The 18,435-nt window shown below is 63.6% G+C and carries 15 protein-coding genes; 11 read left to right on the top strand and 4 right to left on the bottom strand.

What is annotated here, in order from left to right:
- The first annotated feature begins 2 nt into the window (after positions 1–2).
- The 11 genes from scpA (at position 3) to AAHS21_RS16745 (ending at position 14,596) form a co-directional block, all read left to right on the top strand.
- The gene (gene scpA / locus AAHS21_RS16795; RefSeq protein WP_342928741.1) at positions 3–2,255 is read left to right on the top strand and encodes a methylmalonyl-CoA mutase; all 2,253 of its coding nucleotides are present in this window, start codon (positions 3–5) and stop codon (positions 2,253–2,255) included.
- A gap of 117 nt (positions 2,256–2,372) precedes the next feature.
- A complete protein-coding gene (meaB, locus tag AAHS21_RS16790) occupies positions 2,373–3,341 on the top strand; it encodes a methylmalonyl Co-A mutase-associated GTPase MeaB (RefSeq protein ID WP_342928740.1) in 969 nt (322 codons plus the stop codon).
- 63 nt (positions 3,342–3,404) lie between these two features.
- Positions 3,405–4,691, top strand: a complete 1,287-nt coding sequence (locus AAHS21_RS16785; protein WP_342928739.1) for a serine hydrolase domain-containing protein — start codon at positions 3,405–3,407, stop codon at positions 4,689–4,691.
- Between the two features lie 306 nt (positions 4,692–4,997).
- Entirely contained in the window at positions 4,998–5,987 is a 990-nt protein-coding gene (locus AAHS21_RS16780) for a sulfotransferase family protein (protein ID WP_342928738.1), read from the top strand.
- A 219-nt stretch (positions 5,988–6,206) separates the two neighbouring features.
- Positions 6,207–7,328: an NAD-dependent epimerase/dehydratase family protein gene (locus AAHS21_RS16775; protein WP_342928948.1), complete on the top strand. Its 1,122-nt coding sequence runs from the start codon at positions 6,207–6,209 to the stop codon at positions 7,326–7,328.
- A gap of 218 nt (positions 7,329–7,546) precedes the next feature.
- Positions 7,547–8,647 carry a class I SAM-dependent methyltransferase gene (locus AAHS21_RS16770; RefSeq protein WP_342928737.1) on the top strand — a complete coding sequence of 367 codons (1,101 nt, stop codon included), beginning with the start codon at positions 7,547–7,549 and terminating at the stop codon, positions 8,645–8,647.
- A 211-nt stretch (positions 8,648–8,858) separates the two neighbouring features.
- Positions 8,859–9,665, top strand: coding sequence for a TylF/MycF/NovP-related O-methyltransferase (locus AAHS21_RS16765; RefSeq protein ID WP_342928736.1), 807 nt, complete (start codon positions 8,859–8,861; stop codon positions 9,663–9,665).
- A 31-nt stretch (positions 9,666–9,696) separates the two neighbouring features.
- The gene (locus AAHS21_RS16760; RefSeq protein WP_342928735.1) at positions 9,697–10,965 is read left to right on the top strand and encodes a glycosyltransferase; all 1,269 of its coding nucleotides are present in this window, start codon (positions 9,697–9,699) and stop codon (positions 10,963–10,965) included.
- A gap of 309 nt (positions 10,966–11,274) precedes the next feature.
- Positions 11,275–12,552 carry a glycosyltransferase gene (locus AAHS21_RS16755; RefSeq protein ID WP_342928734.1) on the top strand — a complete coding sequence of 426 codons (1,278 nt, stop codon included), beginning with the start codon at positions 11,275–11,277 and terminating at the stop codon, positions 12,550–12,552.
- 245 nt (positions 12,553–12,797) lie between these two features.
- The gene (locus AAHS21_RS16750) at positions 12,798–13,622 is read left to right on the top strand and encodes a TylF/MycF/NovP-related O-methyltransferase (RefSeq protein WP_342928947.1); all 825 of its coding nucleotides are present in this window, start codon (positions 12,798–12,800) and stop codon (positions 13,620–13,622) included.
- A gap of 173 nt (positions 13,623–13,795) precedes the next feature.
- Positions 13,796–14,596, top strand: a complete 801-nt coding sequence (locus AAHS21_RS16745) for a class I SAM-dependent methyltransferase (protein ID WP_342928946.1) — start codon at positions 13,796–13,798, stop codon at positions 14,594–14,596.
- A gap of 5 nt (positions 14,597–14,601) precedes the next feature.
- On the opposite strand, the gene AAHS21_RS16740 is transcribed toward AAHS21_RS16745, so the two are convergent.
- The 4 genes from AAHS21_RS16740 to AAHS21_RS16725 all read right to left on the bottom strand — a co-directional run.
- On the bottom strand, positions 14,602–15,876 hold the full coding sequence (locus AAHS21_RS16740; protein ID WP_342928733.1) for a glycosyltransferase: 1,275 nt from the start codon (positions 15,874–15,876) through the stop codon (positions 14,602–14,604).
- A gap of 3 nt (positions 15,877–15,879) precedes the next feature.
- Positions 15,880–17,136, bottom strand: a complete 1,257-nt coding sequence (locus AAHS21_RS16735; protein ID WP_342928732.1) for a glycosyltransferase — start codon at positions 17,134–17,136, stop codon at positions 15,880–15,882.
- A gap of 140 nt (positions 17,137–17,276) precedes the next feature.
- Positions 17,277–18,197 carry a class I SAM-dependent methyltransferase gene (locus AAHS21_RS16730; protein WP_342928731.1) on the bottom strand — a complete coding sequence of 307 codons (921 nt, stop codon included), beginning with the start codon at positions 18,195–18,197 and terminating at the stop codon, positions 17,277–17,279.
- Between the two features lie 21 nt (positions 18,198–18,218).
- Positions 18,219–18,435, bottom strand: a 217-nt coding sequence (locus tag AAHS21_RS16725) for a hypothetical protein (RefSeq protein WP_342928730.1), incomplete at its 5' end; no start/stop codon positions are given.

The raw sequence follows: 18,435 nt of genomic DNA, 5'->3' as shown, positions 1-18,435 counted from the left end.
GGATGACGACGTCGACTCCGGTGATCGGCAGCTTCGCCGACATCCCGCTGCACGGCGACCGCGCGGGGGAGCAGCCCACCGACGCTGCCGTCGACAAGCATGTCGCCGCGGCGGCCGCGGCGCACTGGTACACGCCCGATCAATTGGTGTGGCATACACCGGAAGACATTGCGGTCAAACCGGTTTACATCGCGGCCGACCGTGCGGCCGTCGAGGCCGACGGCTACCCGCTGAACAGCTTCCCCGGTGAACCGCCGTTCGTGCGCGGCCCGTACCCGACGATGTATGTCAACCAGCCGTGGACAATTCGCCAATACGCCGGCTTCTCCACCGCCGCGGAATCCAACGCGTTCTACCGCCGCAACCTGGCCGCCGGCCAGAAGGGCCTGTCGGTGGCGTTCGACCTGGCCACCCACCGCGGATACGATTCCGATCATCCCCGCGTTCAGGGTGACGTCGGAATGGCCGGTGTGGCAATCGATTCCATCCTGGATATGCGACAGCTGTTCGACGGCATCGACCTGTCGTCGGTGTCGGTGTCGATGACCATGAACGGTGCCGTGCTGCCGATCCTGGCGCTGTACGTGGTGGCCGCAGAGGAGCAGGGGGTGCCGCCGGAGAAGCTGGCCGGCACCATCCAGAACGACATCCTCAAAGAGTTCATGGTGCGCAACACCTACATCTATCCGCCCAAGCCGTCGATGCGCATCATCTCCGACATCTTCGGATACACCAGCGCCAAGATGCCGAAGTTCAACTCCATCTCGATCTCCGGCTACCACATCCAAGAAGCCGGTGCCACAGCGGATTTGGAGCTGGCTTACACGCTGGCCGATGGTGTGGACTACATCAAGGCCGGGTTGGACGCCGACCTGGACATCGACAAGTTCGCGCCGCGGCTGTCCTTCTTCTGGGGCATCGGGATGAACTTCTTCATGGAGGTCGCCAAGCTCCGCGCGGGCCGGTTGCTGTGGAGCGAGCTGGTCAGCCAGTTCAACCCCAAGAACCCGAAATCGCTTTCGCTGCGCACCCACTCGCAGACCTCGGGCTGGTCGCTGACCGCGCAAGACGCGTTCAACAACGTCGCCCGGACCTGTATCGAGGCGATGGCCGCGACCCAGGGCCACACCCAGTCGCTGCACACCAACGCCCTTGACGAGGCGCTGGCGCTGCCCACCGACTTCTCCGCGCGGATCGCCCGTAACACCCAACTGCTGCTGCAGCAGGAATCCGGCACCACGCGGCCGATCGACCCGTGGGGCGGCTCCTATTACGTGGAGTGGCTGACCCATCAGCTCGCGCAGCGCGCGCGGGCCCACATCGCCGAGGTTGCCGAGCACGGCGGTATGGCCCAGGCCATCGACGACGGCATTCCCAAGCTGCGCATCGAGGAGGCCGCCGCGCGCACCCAGGCCCGGATCGACTCGGGCATCCAGCCCGTGGTGGGCATCAATAAGTATCAGGTCGAGGAGGACCAGGAGGTCGAGGTCCTCAAGGTCGAAAACAGCCGGGTGCGCGCCGAACAGCTGGCGAAGTTGAAAGACCTACGGGCGAACCGGGATTCGCAGGCTGTCGAGGCCGCACTGGCCGAGTTGTCCCGGGCCGCCGCCGCGCACGGCCGCGCAGGGGAGGACGGGCTGGGCAATAACTTGCTGGCGCTGGCCATCAACGCCGCGCGGGCCAAGGCCACGGTCGGGGAGATCTCGGACGCACTGGAGAAGGTCTACGGCCGCCACCAGGCGGAGATCCGTACGATCGCCGGCGTCTACCGCGACGAAGCCGGAAAGGCTCCCAACATGGCAACCGCCACCGAACTAGTCGAGAAGTTCGCCGAGGCCGACGGCCGCCGGCCGCGGATCCTGGTGGCCAAGATGGGCCAGGACGGCCATGATCGCGGACAGAAGGTGATCGCGACGGCATTCGCCGACATCGGATTCGACGTGGACGTCGGATCGCTGTTCTCGACACCGGAGGAAGTGGCCCGCCAGGCCGCCGACAACGATGTGCATGTGGTCGGCGTGTCCTCGCTGGCCGCCGGACACCTCACCCTGGTTCCCGCGCTGCGCGACGCGCTCGCCGAAGCGGGCCGGCCCGACATCATGATCGTGGTCGGTGGCGTGATCCCGCCCGGTGACTTCGACGAGCTTTACCAGGCGGGCGCGGCGGCTATCTTCCCGCCCGGCACGGTGATCGCCGACGCCGCAATCGGCTTGCTGCACAAGCTCGCCGAGCGGTTGGGTTACTCGCTGGACTAGCGTGCCGATTCCTCACCGCGAGCGTAAGCGCGCTGCGAAAAAGCCCGGCCAAATTCGCAGTGTGATGTCTCCCGCATGCGGGAGGTCCCGCCGGCTCGCCACCTCTGGGGGCGCGAAATGAGCGAAGGGTTGGCCCAGGCCATTCGCCGCGGCGATCGTGCGGCGCTGCCACGAGCCATCACGATGCTGGAGTCCACCCGGGCCGACCATCGTGAGCGGGCCCAGCAGTTGCTGCTGGAATTGCTGCCCGACTCCGGGAATGCCCATCGAGTGGGCATCACCGGGGTGCCCGGGGTCGGAAAGTCCACCACCATCGAGGCGCTGGGCATGCACCTCATCGACCGCGGCCACCGGGTGGCGGTCCTGGCGGTCGACCCCTCGTCGACGCGGACCGGCGGCTCGATCCTCGGCGACAAGACTCGGATGTCTCGACTGGCGGCACACCCGGACGCCTACATACGGCCATCGCCGACATCGGGGACTTTGGGTGGCGTAGCAAAGGCCACCCGGGAGACTGTCGTCCTGCTGGAGGCGGCGGGGTTCGACGTGATCCTGATCGAAACCGTCGGCGTGGGCCAGTCCGAGGTGGCGGTGGCCAACATGGTCGACACCTTCGTCTTGCTGACCCTGGCCCGCACCGGAGACCAGCTACAAGGCATCAAGAAGGGCGTGCTGGAACTGGCCGACATTGTCGTGGTCAACAAGGCCGACGGCGAGCACCTGACCGAGGCACGCAAGGCCGCCCGGGAGCTGTCGTCGGCGATCAGACTGATCTATCCGCGCGAAACTCTCTGGCGGCCACCGGTTCTCACGATGAGCGCGGTGGAGGGCAGTGGGCTGGCCGAGATGTGGGACACCGTCGAGCGGCACCGCCAGGTGCTCACCGAGGCGGGGGAGTTCGAAGCCCGTCGGCGTGATCAGCAAGTCGACTGGACCTGGCAGATGGTCCGCGACACGGTCCTGGACCGGGTGCTGTCCAACCCGGCGGTGCGCAAGATGCGCGTCGAGGTGGAGCGACAGGTCAAAGCCGGCGAGCTGACCCCCGCGCTGGCCGCCCAGCAAATACTAGACGCGGCGTCGCGCTAACGGAAAGGTAAATTAATCCGTGTTTGTGCCTCAGCCGGGCTGATCCGAAGTAAATTCAAAATCGTGACGGTAGACAACGGGGTCGATCGCCGCACGAACTCCTCCCGCGATGTCCCTGACGCAGGTCATCGTGTGTTCGGTGCGGTGGACCCAAACTTCTCTTGCGTAGTACGCGGCTTTTCGAGCCTGTTCCCCGGTCGCCGCTTCGGCGGTGGCGCGCTGGCGGTATACCTCGATGGCCAACCAGTTGTTGACGTGTGGACGGGCTGGTCGGACCGGGCGGGCAAGGTGCCCTGGACCGCCGACCGGGCTCCGATGGTTTTCTCCGCGACCAAGGGGATGGCCGCGACGGTGATCCACCGGCTCGCCGATCGGGGGCTGATCGACTACGAAGCGCCCGTCGCCGAGTACTGGCGTGAGTTCGCGGCCAACGGGAAGTCCGCGCTCACCGTCCGCGAGGTGATGAGACACCGCGGCGGTCTGTCGGGTTTGCGTGGCGCCACTCAGGACGACCTGCTGGATCACCTGGTCATGGAGGAGCGGCTGGCCGCGGCGCCGCCCGGACGGTTGCTGGGCAAACCGGCCTACCACGCCCTGACCTTTGGCTGGCTGATGTCCGGCCTGGCCCGCGCCGTCACCGGCAAGGGCATGCGCACGCTGATCCGCGAGGAACTGGCCGAGCCACTGGGCACCGATGGCATGCACCTGGGGCGGCCACCCGCCGGCGCACCGACCAAGGTTGCGGAGATCATCATGCCGCAGAACGTCATTGGCAACCCCGTCATCGGTTACGTGGCACGCAAGGTTGCCACGGAGCTGTCGGGCGGATTCCGCTCGCTGTACTTCCGTGGCGTCATGGCCGCCGTGCAGGGGGATATCCCGTTGCTGGACGCCGAGATGCCGGCGGCCAACGGGGTGGCGACGGCTCGCGGGCTGGCGCGGATGTACGGCGCCATCGCCAACAACGGTGAGATCGACGGCACCCGCTTCCTGTCCCCGGAGATCGTCGCCGGGCTGACTGGGCGGCGCAGCCTGAAGCGGGACCGAAACATAATGGTGCCCTTGTCCTTCCACCTCGGCTATCACACCGTGCCGTTCGGTGATGTGGTGCCGGGTTTCGGACATGTCGGAATGGGTGGATCGTTCGGATGGGCCGATCCCGCGTCGGGGCTGGCATTCGCGTTCGTGCACAACCGGCTGTTGTCGCCCTTCCTGGTGCTGGATCACTCTGGCGTGGCCACGCTGGGCAACTTGCTTCGGGTAGGTGTCGGCAAGGCCCGCAAGCGCGGTTTCCGGCCGATCACCGAGTTCGGGGCGCCGTTCAGCGAGCAGGGAGCAGTTGCTGGCTGAGTCTCGTTTCCGCGCGTAACTTCGGGCGCGGCGGTAAAATCGGTCAACCCTCGATGGTGAACACACGGTTACCAGCCAACGAACCGCGAGGTAGGGGGCCGAACGAAAGGGCTTTCCCGTGCGAACCGACTATGACGCGACCGCCGCAAAAGTGGCGATTTCCCTGCAGTCGCGTAAATTAGTTTCGGTAATGATCGAAAGTCGATGTTACGACTCGATACTCGGGGTGGGGGCGCCGCGCCGTCATCCCGCGGTCCAGATCGACCAGGGTGGGACGGCTTGCGCGGCGGGCTTGGAGTCGTGTTCGTGACGGCGACGGGCGGCCGGGCCGAGGGCGCGTGGCAGGTCACGAGCGCGCATCGCAGGGTCGCCCTTTTCGTACTGGGGCCGCAGCGGTCCGGAACGTCGGCACTTACCCGTGTTATTTCCCTCTCCGGTGGTGTGTTACCCGCCGGAATGCTGGGTGCCGACGCCGGCAACCCGCGCGGCTATTGGGAACCCCGCAAGGCCATCGCCATCAACGAAACCATTCTGCATCGCCACCACACCGCCTGGTTCGATCCGTCACTGTGCTCGATGGACGTCGACGCGTTCGACGCCGAGGAGAGAGCCGCTTGTGTCGGCCAGATCGAGGGCTATCTGACCAAGCTGCCCGCCGCGCCAGTGCTGGTGATCAAGGAACCCCGGATAACCACGTTGTCTCCGTTGTGGTTTGACGCCGCACGACGGGCCGGGTTCGAGGTGGGGGTTGTGGTCGCGGTCCGCCACCCGATGGAGGTCATCTCGTCTGTCGCGGCGACCTGGCAAGTCTCGCGGGAGCTCTCGGCTGCCCTGTGGTTGAAATACAGCCTTCTGGCGGAGCGCTACACGCGCGGCCTGCCGCGCGTGTTCGTCGACTACGCCGACTTCCTGGACAACTGGCGCCGGGAAGTGAAGCGGATAGCCACCACCCTCGACATCGACCTGAATACGCAGCAAGAGGACGCAATCGAGGAGTTCCTCACCGATGATCTGCGGCGCCAGCGGCACTCCGGACGCGTGGAGGGGTTCGGCGCGGACTGGATGTCCACCGTCCACCACAAGCTCACCGAGGCCGCACACGACGAGCCGCTGGACACAGCCGCACTTGATCGCATTTTCGAGTCGTATCGCGCGATCAACGAGTTGTGCACTGCTTTCCAGGATTTCCGCGATCTTTCCAGGAAACCCCTCTACCGCCTCCTGCGCCCGTCGATCGCGATACCGATGATGGAGCTGGTTGCGATGGCACATGGGCGCCGGGGGACCTGGGCCTAGCGGTTTGCCAGGCCGCCGAAAACGCTTGTCTTGCCGGCATTACGAAGCTGTTGACAATCCGGGACGAGCAGTCCAATCCCGTGAACCGGCAGGACGTCCGCTGTCGGTCGCGTGGTAGCTGCGGACCTAAATCGCGAATGCCACGAGCGGCAGGGTGCTCATCGATATGATCGACCAGACCCATCGAAGAACGGGAGACCTCGGCTCTTGTCACAATCCGTGCTGATCACCGGTGGAGCTGGATTTATCGGGTCTGCGTTGTCGCGCCGTCTCGTCGAGGCCGGTTACGAGGTCGCGGTGATGGACGTTCTGCACCCACAGGTGCATGCCCCGGGTCAGGCGATCGACTTGCCGGCATCGGTGCGGTTGTTCACCGGTGACGTCACCCACGCGCCCGACTGGGATGCCGTGCTTCGGTTGTTCTGTCCTTCGCAGATCGTTCATTTGGCCGCCGAGACGGGAACAGCGCAGTCGCTCTCCGAGGCGACGCGGCATGGCTCGGTCAACGTCGTGGGCACCACCCAACTTCTCGACGGCTTGAGCCGGGCGGGATTCGTGCCCGATCAGCTTGTGCTCGCGTCATCAAGGGCCGTCTACGGCGAGGGCGCTTGGCAAAGCGGCGGGGAGATCTTTTATCCGCGGCCGCGCAGTCACGCGCAATTGGTGGCGGGCAACTGGGATCCGCAGAGCCCGACGGGTGAGCCCGCGGTGCCGCTGCCCAGCTGCGCGGGCCGTACCGAGCCTCGACCCACCAATGTTTATGCGGCAACCAAACTCGCCCAGGAGCACACGTTGGCGGCCTGGGCCGCCGCGCACGACACGAATGTCAGTGTGCTGCGTTTGCAGAACGTTTACGGGCCTGGCCAGTCGTTGACCAATTCGTACACCGGAATAGTCGCGCTCTTCGCGCGATTAGCTCGCGAGCATCATTCGCTGGAGGTCTACGAAGACGGTCGGATTGTCCGCGATTTCGTCTACATCGACGACGTTATCGACGCGCTGTCCGCGGCGGTGGGGCAACCCGCGCCCGGGCAACGCTGCCTGGACATCGGATCAGGTACCCCGACAACGATTCATGAGCTGGCACAAACGATTAGCGCCGTTTGCGGTGCCCCCGAACCGGTCGTGGTATCGAAATTCCGCGATGGCGATGTGCGTGCCGCGAGCTGCGACGTCCAGCCCGCGAAAGAAGCGCTGGATTGGCGCCCGAAATGGACGCTCGACGACGGTTTACAGAGACTGCTGGAGTGGATCGGCCAGCAGCGCGAATCTAGTTCTGCGACAACCGATCACACACCCGATTCGAACCGCTCGGTAGCCGAACGTGCCGGGCGGAATTAGCGGCACCCGTACGTCAGGCAGCGCGGCTGGTAACGGCAGGTGCCTGCACCGCATTGCGTCGTTGCCGGCCTGGGTCAAAGGTCAGGCGAGCCGGTTGGCTTGGATGTGGCGGCCTCGGGTTAGCTACGCGGCTCGTGGTGACTTACAGGCAATCGTATGGTTCATTCAATAACTTGGAGTGATTCGCCTTAGTCTAGCCAGAACAGGGAGGTGAACCGGTGGGCGTTGGGGTTGACAGGCGAGACGTGGAGCGGACGGCTGTTCATCGTTTGTGGAAAGCGGTACTCATTGGCACTGCGCTCGTCGTAGCTACGGCATGCTATTTCTTGCCGGCTCTCCTCATCCCCATCGGTGTACTTCTGGCGTTGCTGGTGGGCGCGCGCATTGTTCGTCCGGGTCGGGATCGTTACATTCCGAATTTATACGCCCGGGACACCAGGATTTATGACGGCGCCTACGGTGATTTCGTTCGCCAGACGATGTCAGATTTGCGACGGCGCCGAATTCGGGGTCACACATTGCTGTCGGAAGCGTCGAGCTTGGCCGGGCCGGCCCTGGGCGATTCCGACGAACTGATCCTCGACCTCGGCGTCTGGATCGGTTGGTCGACGAGATTGATATCCGATGCCAGCGACCGGATGGTTTACGGTTTCGACAGCTTCGAGGGTTTGGTTGAGGACTGGAAACTCGAGGACCATGTCGTCAAACGCGGAACGTTTTCTTTGACGGATCCGTTCGCACAACGGTTCATGCAAGATACCGGCGTCACCTTCCACGACGGCGTGCCGGATGCCCTCGGTCGTAAAGTCCAGTTCATCAAGGGCAGCACCTACGACACGCTCGCGCCGTTTCTGGCCGACCGGCCAAATGCGCCGATCAGGCTCTTTCACATGGATCTGGACACCTACGAGAGCTGCCTGCACGCGTTGGAGACGTGCAAGGAACACTTCGTTCCGGGGTCGATCCTCGTCTTCGACGAGTACCTCGTCACCAACGGCGAAATGCGGGCGTTCTTCGAGTTTCAGTCTCGCTACGAGCTGGAATGGCAGTACCGGGCCTGGGGTCTTGAGATGATGGAGATGAATCTCGAGATGGTCACTGCCCGTTGGAAACGCATCTTTTACCGCATGGTCGCCATACCGGTGTACTGGCTGATCGGCGAGGGCAGCTTCGCCGTGAAGTTCTTACGAAAGCCGTTTTGGCGATTTTGGTTGAGTGCTCCGATAAGCGACGTGATTTTCCTGCTGGGCGCGGCCGGGTCGCGAAAGTCGGTCAGTCTCGAGATCACCGGTCTGGGCAAGCTCGAGCGGACGCGCTAGTTTGACCGGCGGTTGACGGTAGACTCCACACGCTGCGGGGCCCGTTAGCTGGGGGCGTGGACGCCGAAGTCGCGACTACCTCGGTGATGGCTGGTTTCGCCTCGGCGGCTTGAGGGAAAACCGCGAAACGCGTTGGCGCCGTTCGGTGGGCGTCTAGGCTGAACAACCGGTTGAGACATGGGAGTTAAGGTATGGGAAATTGGGGGCAGATTTGACCGCGACTGAATGCGATTCGCGATCGGCGTATCTCGACCTGCTCCGTCGTGACCTCACCCGATACGGCCAGGATCAGCTGGTGCCGGTCGGGTGGTACCGCCTGGGTCGGCCGATCTTCAATAGCCGCAATTTCATGCTGGTGCGCAGATACCCGTTCAACCAGCATGCGCGGGACCTCGGCCTGGATTGGCCGACGGATGCCTTGACGATGATCGGCATGCAGCGGCTGACCAGCCTGCAGCATTGCGTCGAGACGGTGCTGGCGGACGGGGTTCCCGGTGACCTGGTCGAGTGCGGCGTGTGGCGCGGTGGCGCTTCGATCTTGATGCGTGCGGTTCTTTCGGCGTACGGCGATCGGAGCCGCACGGTGTGGCTGTGTGATTCGTTCGCCGGTGTACCGCCCCCGGACACCGCGAACTACAAGGCCGACAAAGGGATCAAGCTGCACCGCCACGCGAAAATCCTGGGCGTTCCGGAGGCGGAAGTCAGGGCGAATTTCGAGCGCTATGGTTTGCTCGATGATCAGGTCCGGTTTATCCCCGGCTGGTTCAAGGACACGTTGGCCGATGCTCCGATCGAGCAGATTTCGGTGTTGCGGCTCGACGGCGATCTGTACGAGTCGACCATTCAGGCCCTCGACGCCCTTTACCCGCGCTTGTCGTCCGGCGGCTATTGCATCATCGACGACTACTACGCCCTCAAGGCGTGCGAGCAGGCGGTGGCCGACTACCGCGAGAAGCATGGGATATCCGCCAAGATCGAAGAAATCGACGGCACCGGCGTGCTGTGGCGCAAGCCATAACGCCACACAAACCAAAGGCCCTGATTTCGCAATGAAATTCGTCCTGGCGAATTACGGAACTCGAGGCGATGTCGAGCCCTCCCTCGTTGTCGCTCGCGAACTGCAGCGCAGAGGCCACGATGTGCAAATGGCCGTCGCGCCTGACCTGATGGAATTCGTCGAGACGGCCGGTCTTCCCGCGGTCTCCTACGGGCTGGACACGCGGACTTGGCTGGACGTGTACCGCAATCTGTGGACGTCCTTCTTCAGCAGGTTCTGGCGGGTCCGGCAGCTGAGACGACTGTGGCACGAGATGTGGGAGCTCAGTGACGAGTGCTGGACCCAGATGAACACGACGCTGGTGTCGTTGGCCGAGGGCGCCGACCTGCTGTTCGCCGGGTTGAGTTACCAGGAGACCGCCGCCAATGTCGCGGAGTATTACGACCTTCCGTTGGTCACGTTGCATCACGTCCCGATGCGGCCCAACGGCCAGGTCGTATCGTTCCTGCCGCCGCCGCTGGCTCGCTACTCGATGACGGCGTTCGACTGGTTCTGCTGGCGGCTGAACAAGAAGGTTGAGGACACGCAGCGCCGTGAACTCGGACTGCCCAAGGCAACCGGACCTTCACCGGGTCGCATCGCCCGGCGCCAATCCCTGGAAATCCAGGCCTACGACGAGGCGTGCTTTCCCGGGCTGGCGGACGAATGGGCCAAGTGGAACGGCCATCGCCCGTTCGTCGGCACGCTGACGATGGAGCTGACGACTGAGGTCGACGACGAGGTCGTGTCCTGGATCGCCGCGGGCACACCGCCCATCTGCTTTGGTTTCGGCAGCATGGCGGTGGAATCTCCGGCCGAAACGATCGAGATGATCAGTTCGGCCTGCGCGGAGTTGGGTGAGCGGGCACTGGTGTGCGCCGGCTGGAGTGACTTCAGCGGCGTTGCGCTTCCCGACCACGTCAAGGTGGTGGGCGCGGTGAACTACGCGAAGGTCTTTCCCGCCTGCCGCGCCGTCGTGCACCACGGCGGCTCCGGCACCACGGCGGCAAGCATGCGGGCGGGCGTTCCCACGTTGATTCTCTCGATGGACCCTAACCAAACAATCTGGGGGTCCCAGCTCAAAAAACTGAAAGTGGGGACCACCCGGCGTTTCTCGAGCACCAACCGCGAATCGTTGGTCGCGGATCTGCGCCGCATCCTTGACCCGGAATACGCGACGAGAGCCCGCGAGCTTGCCACCCGGATGACCAAACCCGCCGACAGCGTCAGCGCCGCCGCAGATCTGGTGGAAAACTTTGCCCGCGCGAAGCACCTTGCGTAATCCGGAATGGGTTCGCGAATTGCGGGGGATTAATCGCGTGCGTCCGGCCCCATTCGCCAGAAATTTTTCTCTGCGCTTACATCCGCCGCCGCGTAACGTCTTTGAATATCAAGTTTGCCGACAACGATTAGCCTTCCGATCACAGTGTCTGATGGTCGACCAGAACTCATTACCGGCGAACGTTGACGCGTTCGCGGTGACGGCGAATTTGCGGCTGATCGGGACAGCCAAAAGCCGACGTGAACCAGGAGTAAACGCGCTCGCCTGGGCTTGCCTAGGTCGACGGGAAGTGATAGGTCTAGCCTCGCGATGAAATTTGCTCTGGCATGTTACGGAACTCGGGGGGATGTCGAGCCCTCGCTGGCGGCTGGGCGCGAACTGTTGCGCAGAGGCCACGAAGTTCGCATGGCCATCCCGCCCAATCTCCTTGGCCTGGCCGAGACGGCCGGACTCGATGCGGTCGCCTATGGACCGGATATGCAGGCGTTCTGGGACGACGAGTTCCTGCGCAACTTCTGGTCGAGGTTCCGCCGCACGTTCTGGACCATCAAGGGTCCGATCGACTTGGTGCGCGAAGCCTGGGAGCCGGTGCTGCGGTCCTGGACGGATATGAGCGAGACCCTGACGGCGCTGACGGCCGGGGCCGACGTGCTCTTCACCGGCCAGCTGTACCAGGACCTCGCGACCAACGTCGCTGAGTACTACGACATCCCGTTGGCGGTGCTGCATTACATCCCGATGCGGCCCAACGGGCAGCTCATCCCGAACCTGCCGGCGCCGCTGGTACGCACCGGTATGGCCGCGTACGACTGGATGGTCTGGCGGATGAACAAGAAGGCGGAGGACACCCAGCGCCGTAAGCTCGGCCTGCCGAAAACCACCTGCGCCTCGCCGAAGCGGATCGCCCAACGCGGCTCGTTGGAACTGCAGGCCTACGACCAGGTGTGCTTCCCCGGGCTAGCCGCCGAATGGGCGAAATGGGGCGAGCGCCGCCCGTTTGTCGGTGCCTTGACGATGGGGCTCACCACGGACATCGACGACGATGTCGTGGCCTGGGCGAACGCCGGAACACCGCCGATCTGCTTTGGCTTCGGCAGCATGCCGGTCAGCGAAACGCCGGCCGACACCGTCGAGATGATCGCCGCGGCCTGCGAACAGTTGGGCGAGCGGGCGCTGATCTGCGCCGGCTGGGCAGACTTCAGCGAGGTGCCGCATTTCGATCACGTCAAGGTGGTCGGCGCGGTGAATTACGCGAAAGTTTTCCCCAGCTGCCGTGCGGTGGTGCACCACGGCGGCTCGGGCACCACGGCCGCGGGCCTGCGCGCCGGGATCCCCACGCTGATCCTGTGGACGGCGGGGGATCAGCCGTTCTGGGGCGGCCACCTCCGGCGCCTGAAAGTGGGTGCCGCCCGGAAGTTTTCGCTCACCACCAAGGACACGCTGATCGAGGACCTGCGGCAGATCCTCACGCCGGAATGCGCTGCCAAAGCGCGGGCGCTCGCAACCCACATGACGTCGGCCGAGGACAGTGTCACCCGAGCCGCGGATCTGCTGGAAAGTTTCGCCCATTCGGGCCGTTTTGCCTGATCGGCGGGTGCCCCGGCACCGCTAGCGCGATGCCGGGTGCGTGTCGGTATTCGGCCGAAGTCGCACTTCAGCACTCGATTCGGCGGTCCGGTGTCCGGTACTCAGTTAACATGCTGTGGGGGGTTGGTACGGTCTGGAGCCCTTGCCGGGGATCGGGACTGATCGAGCGGGGGAGTTGACGGAAGACTGTGGAACACGTTGGTGACGTCGAGGGGCGTCTAGGCTCCATGACTGGGAGTAATGGTATGCGAGGAGAGGGCCGTTTGACCGTGACTGATACCGACGCACGGTCTGCGTACCTTGACCTGCTCCGTCGTGACCTCACTCGATATGGTCAGGATGAATTGGTGCCGGTCGGTTGGTACCGGCTGGGGAGACCACTTTTCAATGCCCGCAACTTCATGCTCGTGCGTAAGCGCCCATTCAATGCGTACGCGCGGGATCGGGGCCTGGATTGGCCGGCGGACGCGTTGACGATGATCGGGATGCAGCGGCTGACCAGCTTGCAGAAGTGCGTCGAGACGGTGCTGACCGATGGCGTTGCCGGTGATCTGGTCGAGTGCGGCGTGTGGCGTGGCGGTGCATCGATCCTGATGCGCGCCGTATTGTCTGCCTACGGGGACGAGACGCGGCAGGTATGGCTGTGCGATTCGTTTGCTGGTGTGCCACCCCCGGATACTGCGAATTACAAGGCGGACAAGGGGATTCGGCTGCATCGGCATGCGAACGTCCTGGGGATTCCGGAGGCGGAAGTCAGGGCGAATTTCGAGCGTTATGGGCTGCTCGATGAGCAGGTCCGCTTTCTGCCAGGGTGGTTCAAGGACACGTTGGCCGACGCTCCGATCGAGCAGATCGCGGTGCTAAGGCTCGACGGTGATCTGTACGAATCGACGATTCAGGCCCTCGACGCGCTCTACCCACGCCTGTCGTCGGGCGGCTACTGCATCATCGACGACTACTATGCCCTGAAAGCGTGCGAGCAAGCGGTCACCGACTACCGCGAGAAGCACGGAATCACCGCCGAAATCGAGGAAATCGACGGCACCGGTGTGCTGTGGCGCAAGCCATGACCACCACACAGCCTTAAGTCTGAATCCGGTTTCCGAATCAGCGAACGGCAATCGCCGTTCGCCGTAAAACCATGGCCAAGAACGTGTTTGCGCTGTCCGGTGCAAAGCAATTGGTCAACTAAGTTGGCGGTGAACCCATCCCATACGCCGCAGATGAGGTGGACGCCAATGTTATGGTTGCCGCCGTGGCAAACGGTCTAGACGTCAAGACTCGCCTGCTGATGTGGTGGGTGCGCGGTGAGTATTGGCTGGCGCGCAAGGTACTGCCCGATGTCTACGCGAGCGACGGCCTGCTCAGCTTCCACAACGACGCTTTCTTGGACGACCCCGCGTTCCAGCGCGCCTACAAACGTGGCGCGCGTGCCCTGCCCGACCAGGACTGGTATCAGTGGCAGTGGCGGGTGCACGTCGGGCTCTGGGCGGCCAAGAGCGCCAGCCTACTGGACGGCGATTTCGTCGAGTGTGGCGTCAGCTATGGGTTTTTGAGCAGTGCCATCATGGAGTATCTCGACTGGGACAGTCTGGGCAAGACGTTCTATCTGCTCGACACCTTCGCCGGAATCGATTCGCGGTTCGTCACAGAGGCCGAACGCGAATCCGGCGAGTATGAGCGAAGCCAGTTGAAGCTGCGCAATGGGATGTACGTCAGCGGAGTCGAGGGTGTCCGCGCCAATTTCGCCCAGTGGAAAAACCAGCGCATCATCGTCGGTGCGGTTCCGGAAACCCTCGACCAAGTCGAAGCGCAGACGGTTGCCTACCTACATATCGACATGAACTGTGCGCCACCCGAAGTCGCGGCGCTGCGCCATTTCTGGCCGCGCCTCACGCCGGGTGCCTTCGTGCTCCTCGACGACTACGCGAATCGGGGGCGCGACGAGCAGCGTGCCGCGATGGATACCTTGGCCGCAGAATTCGGTGTGGTGATCTGTGCGCTGCCCACCGGGCAGGGCGTGCTGATCAAGCCGGCACGGTGACGCGCTCAGGCAGATGTATTTCTGCGCGCGGCATCTTCTAGAAGATCGGCAGCGCGGCCGACGCTTTCGGCGGGTTTGGACATTCGGGTGGCGAGTTCGCGGGCGCGGGTGGCGTATTGCGGCGCCAGAATCTCGCGGAGATCCGCGATCAGCGTCTCCTGCGTGGCCGACGAAAATCGCCGTGCAGCACCGATCTTCAGCCGTTTCACCTGGGCTCCCCAGTACGGCTGATCGGCCGAACTCCACAGGATCAGCGTCGGAATCCCCGCGCGCATGCTCGCGGCCGTGGTGCCCGAGCCACCGTGGTGCACCACCGCGCGGCAGGCCGGGAAAATCGTGGCGTAGTTGACCGGGCCCACCAGCTTGACGTGATCGGGATGCGGGACGTCGGTGAAGTCGGTGCCACCGAAGCACACCAATGCTCGCTCACCCAGCTCCGCGCACGTCGCGCCGATCATTGCCACCAGTTCGGTCGGAGATTCGACCGGGATGCTGCCCGAGCTGAAGCAGATCGGGGGCGTTCCCGCGGCGATCCACGACGTCACCCCTTCGTCGGCATCGGTCACCAGTTCCATCGTCAGCGCACCGACAAAGGGCCTGCGGCCATCCCATTTCGCCCACTCGGCGGCGAGCCCTGGATAGCACGCCTCGTCGTAACCCTGGATTTCCAGGGATCCCCGGTCGGCGATGCGTCGCTGCGAGCGAGCCGTCGCGTTCGGCAGGCCCAGTGCCCGGCGCTGCTCGTCGTCGGCCTTCTTCGTCGCGCGCCAAAAGAGCCATTCGATCGCCGTCATCGAGGAGCGGACCAGCGGCGCCGGCATGGTCGGGACCAGTTGGCCGTTGGCCCGCATCGGGAAGTGATGCAGCGTCGCCAACGGAATGTCGTAGTGCTCGGCCACATTGGCGGCGGCCTGCTCGAAATTGATGCCGGTGGACAACAAGTCGGCCCCGTCGGCCAGCGACAACAGCGTGGTACTCACCTGTGCCCAGTGCACAATGATGGGCTCCCAGACCTTGCGCACCACGTTGATCGGCCCGCTAATCGTCCACGCGCTGCGGAAGAAGTCCGTCCACATGTTGCGCAGGAAATCCTCGTCCAGGAATTTCTCTATCGGTGGCCCGTACGACACGGCCTGCAGCCCCGCTGCCCCGGTGAAGTCCAGCAGTCCCGGCGGTACCGCAAGAAAGACATCGTGCCCTCGGCGCTGCAGTTCGCGGCCGACGGCAGCGGACGGCTCGATATCGCCGCGGGTTCCGTAACTTGCCAGGACGAATTTCACTCGCTACTTCTTTGCGGCCGGTACGCGGGCGAAATCTTCGAGGAGGTCGGCTGTCTTGGCGGCGCTTTCGGCAGGTTTGGTCATCCTGCTGGCGATGTCGCGGGCTCGGCGGACGTAGGCGGGGGAGAGGATCTCGCGCAGGTCGCTGACCAGTGTTTCTTGCGTAGTGGCCGAGAACGGCCGTGCGGTGCCCACCCCCAGTCTTTTGACCTGGCCGGCCCAGATCCTTTGATCGCCCAGGCTCCACAGGCTGAGCGTGGGCACCCCCGCGCGCAACCCGGCGGCGGTGGTGCCGGCGCCGCTGTGGTGCACAACGGCGCGGCAGGCCGGAAAGACCGTCCCATAGTTCACCGGACCAACCACCTTGACGTGGTCAGACTCTGGCACGTCGCTGAAGTCGCTCCAGCCGGAGCACACCAGTGCGCGTTCGCCCAGCTGCGCGCAGGCCGCGCCGATCATCTCAACTGTCTCGGCGGGGGATTTGACGGTGGTGCTTCCGAAGCCGAAGAAAATAGGCGGAGTGCCGGCAGCGATCCAAGATGCGACATCCTCATCGGCGTCCGTTGCCATTTCGATCGTCAATGTACCGACGAACGGACGTTGGTTGCCCCATTTGGCCCACTCGACCGCGAGCTCGGGGAAGCACGCCTTGTCGTAGGCCTGGATTTCCAGCGATCCACGTGCGGTGATCCGTCGCGGCGCGGGACCGGTGGCTTTCGGCAGGCCCAGGTCGCGACGTTGCGCGTCCTCGGCACCTTTCGTCACGAAACGCTGCGGCCAGTCCAGGATTTTCATGGCGGCACGTACCAGCGGCGCCGGCAGGCGTGGAGCCACCTGGCCGTTGGGCAGCATGGGGAAATAATGCATGGTGGCCAATGGAATGTCGTAGTACTCCGCGACATTGGCGACGACCTGGGGGAATCCGGGGCCGGTGAACAGCAGGTCGGCCCCCTGTGCCAGCTCCACCAGCGTCGCGCTCATCTCGGCCAGTGAAACTTTCAGCAGCTCTTGCGTTTTGCGCCAGGAGTCGATCACCTCTCGGACCTTCCAAAACTTGCCGAGGAAATCCACGTCCCAGAAGCCCTGTTGTTGATCCGGCCCGTAAGCAACCACTTCCAGCCCGGCCGACTCGACGAGACCTACCAGGTTCGGCGGGACAGCCAACCGGACCTCATGCCCTCGACGCTGCAGTTCGCGACCCACGGCGGTGCTGGGTTCGATATCGCCGCGGGTGCCGTAGCTCGCCAGAGCAAACTTCACAACCTGTCCTGCCTCTCTGGCGTCGCGCAGTCAGCGACGCCAGAGGCCATTATCTCTGGTCGTTCGACGCGCGGCCCCCCGGGCGGAACCGATCCGGCCCGCCGCCCTAGGCCGGCTGAGTGTGATCCCTCACGTGTGGCTCAACGCTTCCGCAGGATTACTGCGTCCTGGTGACCACCAATTCCACGCTCAACGTAATCAATTACGTCGAAATGCGTCGACCACTCGGTGCGAACATAGGTTTCAGTGTGAAATGCCGTCTGATAGAAATCGGGAAATCCGTCGGCTTTTAGTCGTCCTCTCGACAAACTGAGGAATGCAAATCCTCGATCTCGAATCTCGTCTTGATAGGAATCGTCTAATAGACGAAGACCGTTCATGACTTGTTTGCCATGGACGGTCAGGATAAGGGTTGCTCCAGGCCGCGCGACGCGCTGAAGTTCGCGCAGCCACGCGTGCTGTAGATCCTCGTCCAGATGGGTAAACACTGAGATGCCATAGATCAGATCAAACGCATCGTCGTCGAACGGCAATGGCGGCAGGTGGTCGTTTATGCTCCAGTGGATGCCGCTTAAGTTGTTTTTGCCCCAATCCACAAGGTCGGGGTCAATATCGGTTGCGTACAAATTGTGGGATTCGGATGGGTCTCGGAAGTTCTGTATGACGCGGCCGCAGCCACTGCCAAAGTCCAAAATATCATTGAATGAAGAGAAATCGCGACCAGCTCCGCTGCACAGGTCCCGAATGTTTTGCGCGAGCGCTTTGCCGGTCTGAATATAATCGTTCCTATCCAGGCCCCCGTGGACTCGCCATCGCAGTCGTGCGGGTGGGGTCGGCCCATGCGTCGGATCCGGAGCACTACCCCGGTCGCGGCGCTCTGCCAACGTGATTTGGGCCTGCAGCAAAAGATAGGTACAGGCAGAGTATGCGATAATTATTGGTTTGAACTGCGATAGCCGTCTGCGAAAACTCATTTTGCCTCTCAAATTTCGTCCAGCCCGAGTGGACTTATCAGTGGTGATCTTGAGAAGGATAGCCATGTCCGGCCGCAGCGGGCGCAAATAAATGATATTACTCAGTGTTCATGACGCCTCGCGTTTGGTCCGGGTGCGATCGGGGAGGTCAAACGCACCGGTGAAGACCTCACCAACGGTCGCGCGGATCGGCAATGTTGTAATCGCTCTCACCGCGGTGGTGTGGTTATTGAAACGCCCTGGAAATCCCGGAGGCTCCTGACCTTGGAAACGAGGATGCAGGTATGCCGAAGGAACAGTTGCCGGGGAAGCCCACGGCGCGTCG

Source organism: Mycobacterium sp. 050272, from assembly GCF_039023525.1.
Taxonomy (GTDB): domain Bacteria; phylum Actinomycetota; class Actinomycetes; order Mycobacteriales; family Mycobacteriaceae; genus Mycobacterium.
This window is presented reverse-complemented; position numbering and strand designations above follow the sequence as displayed.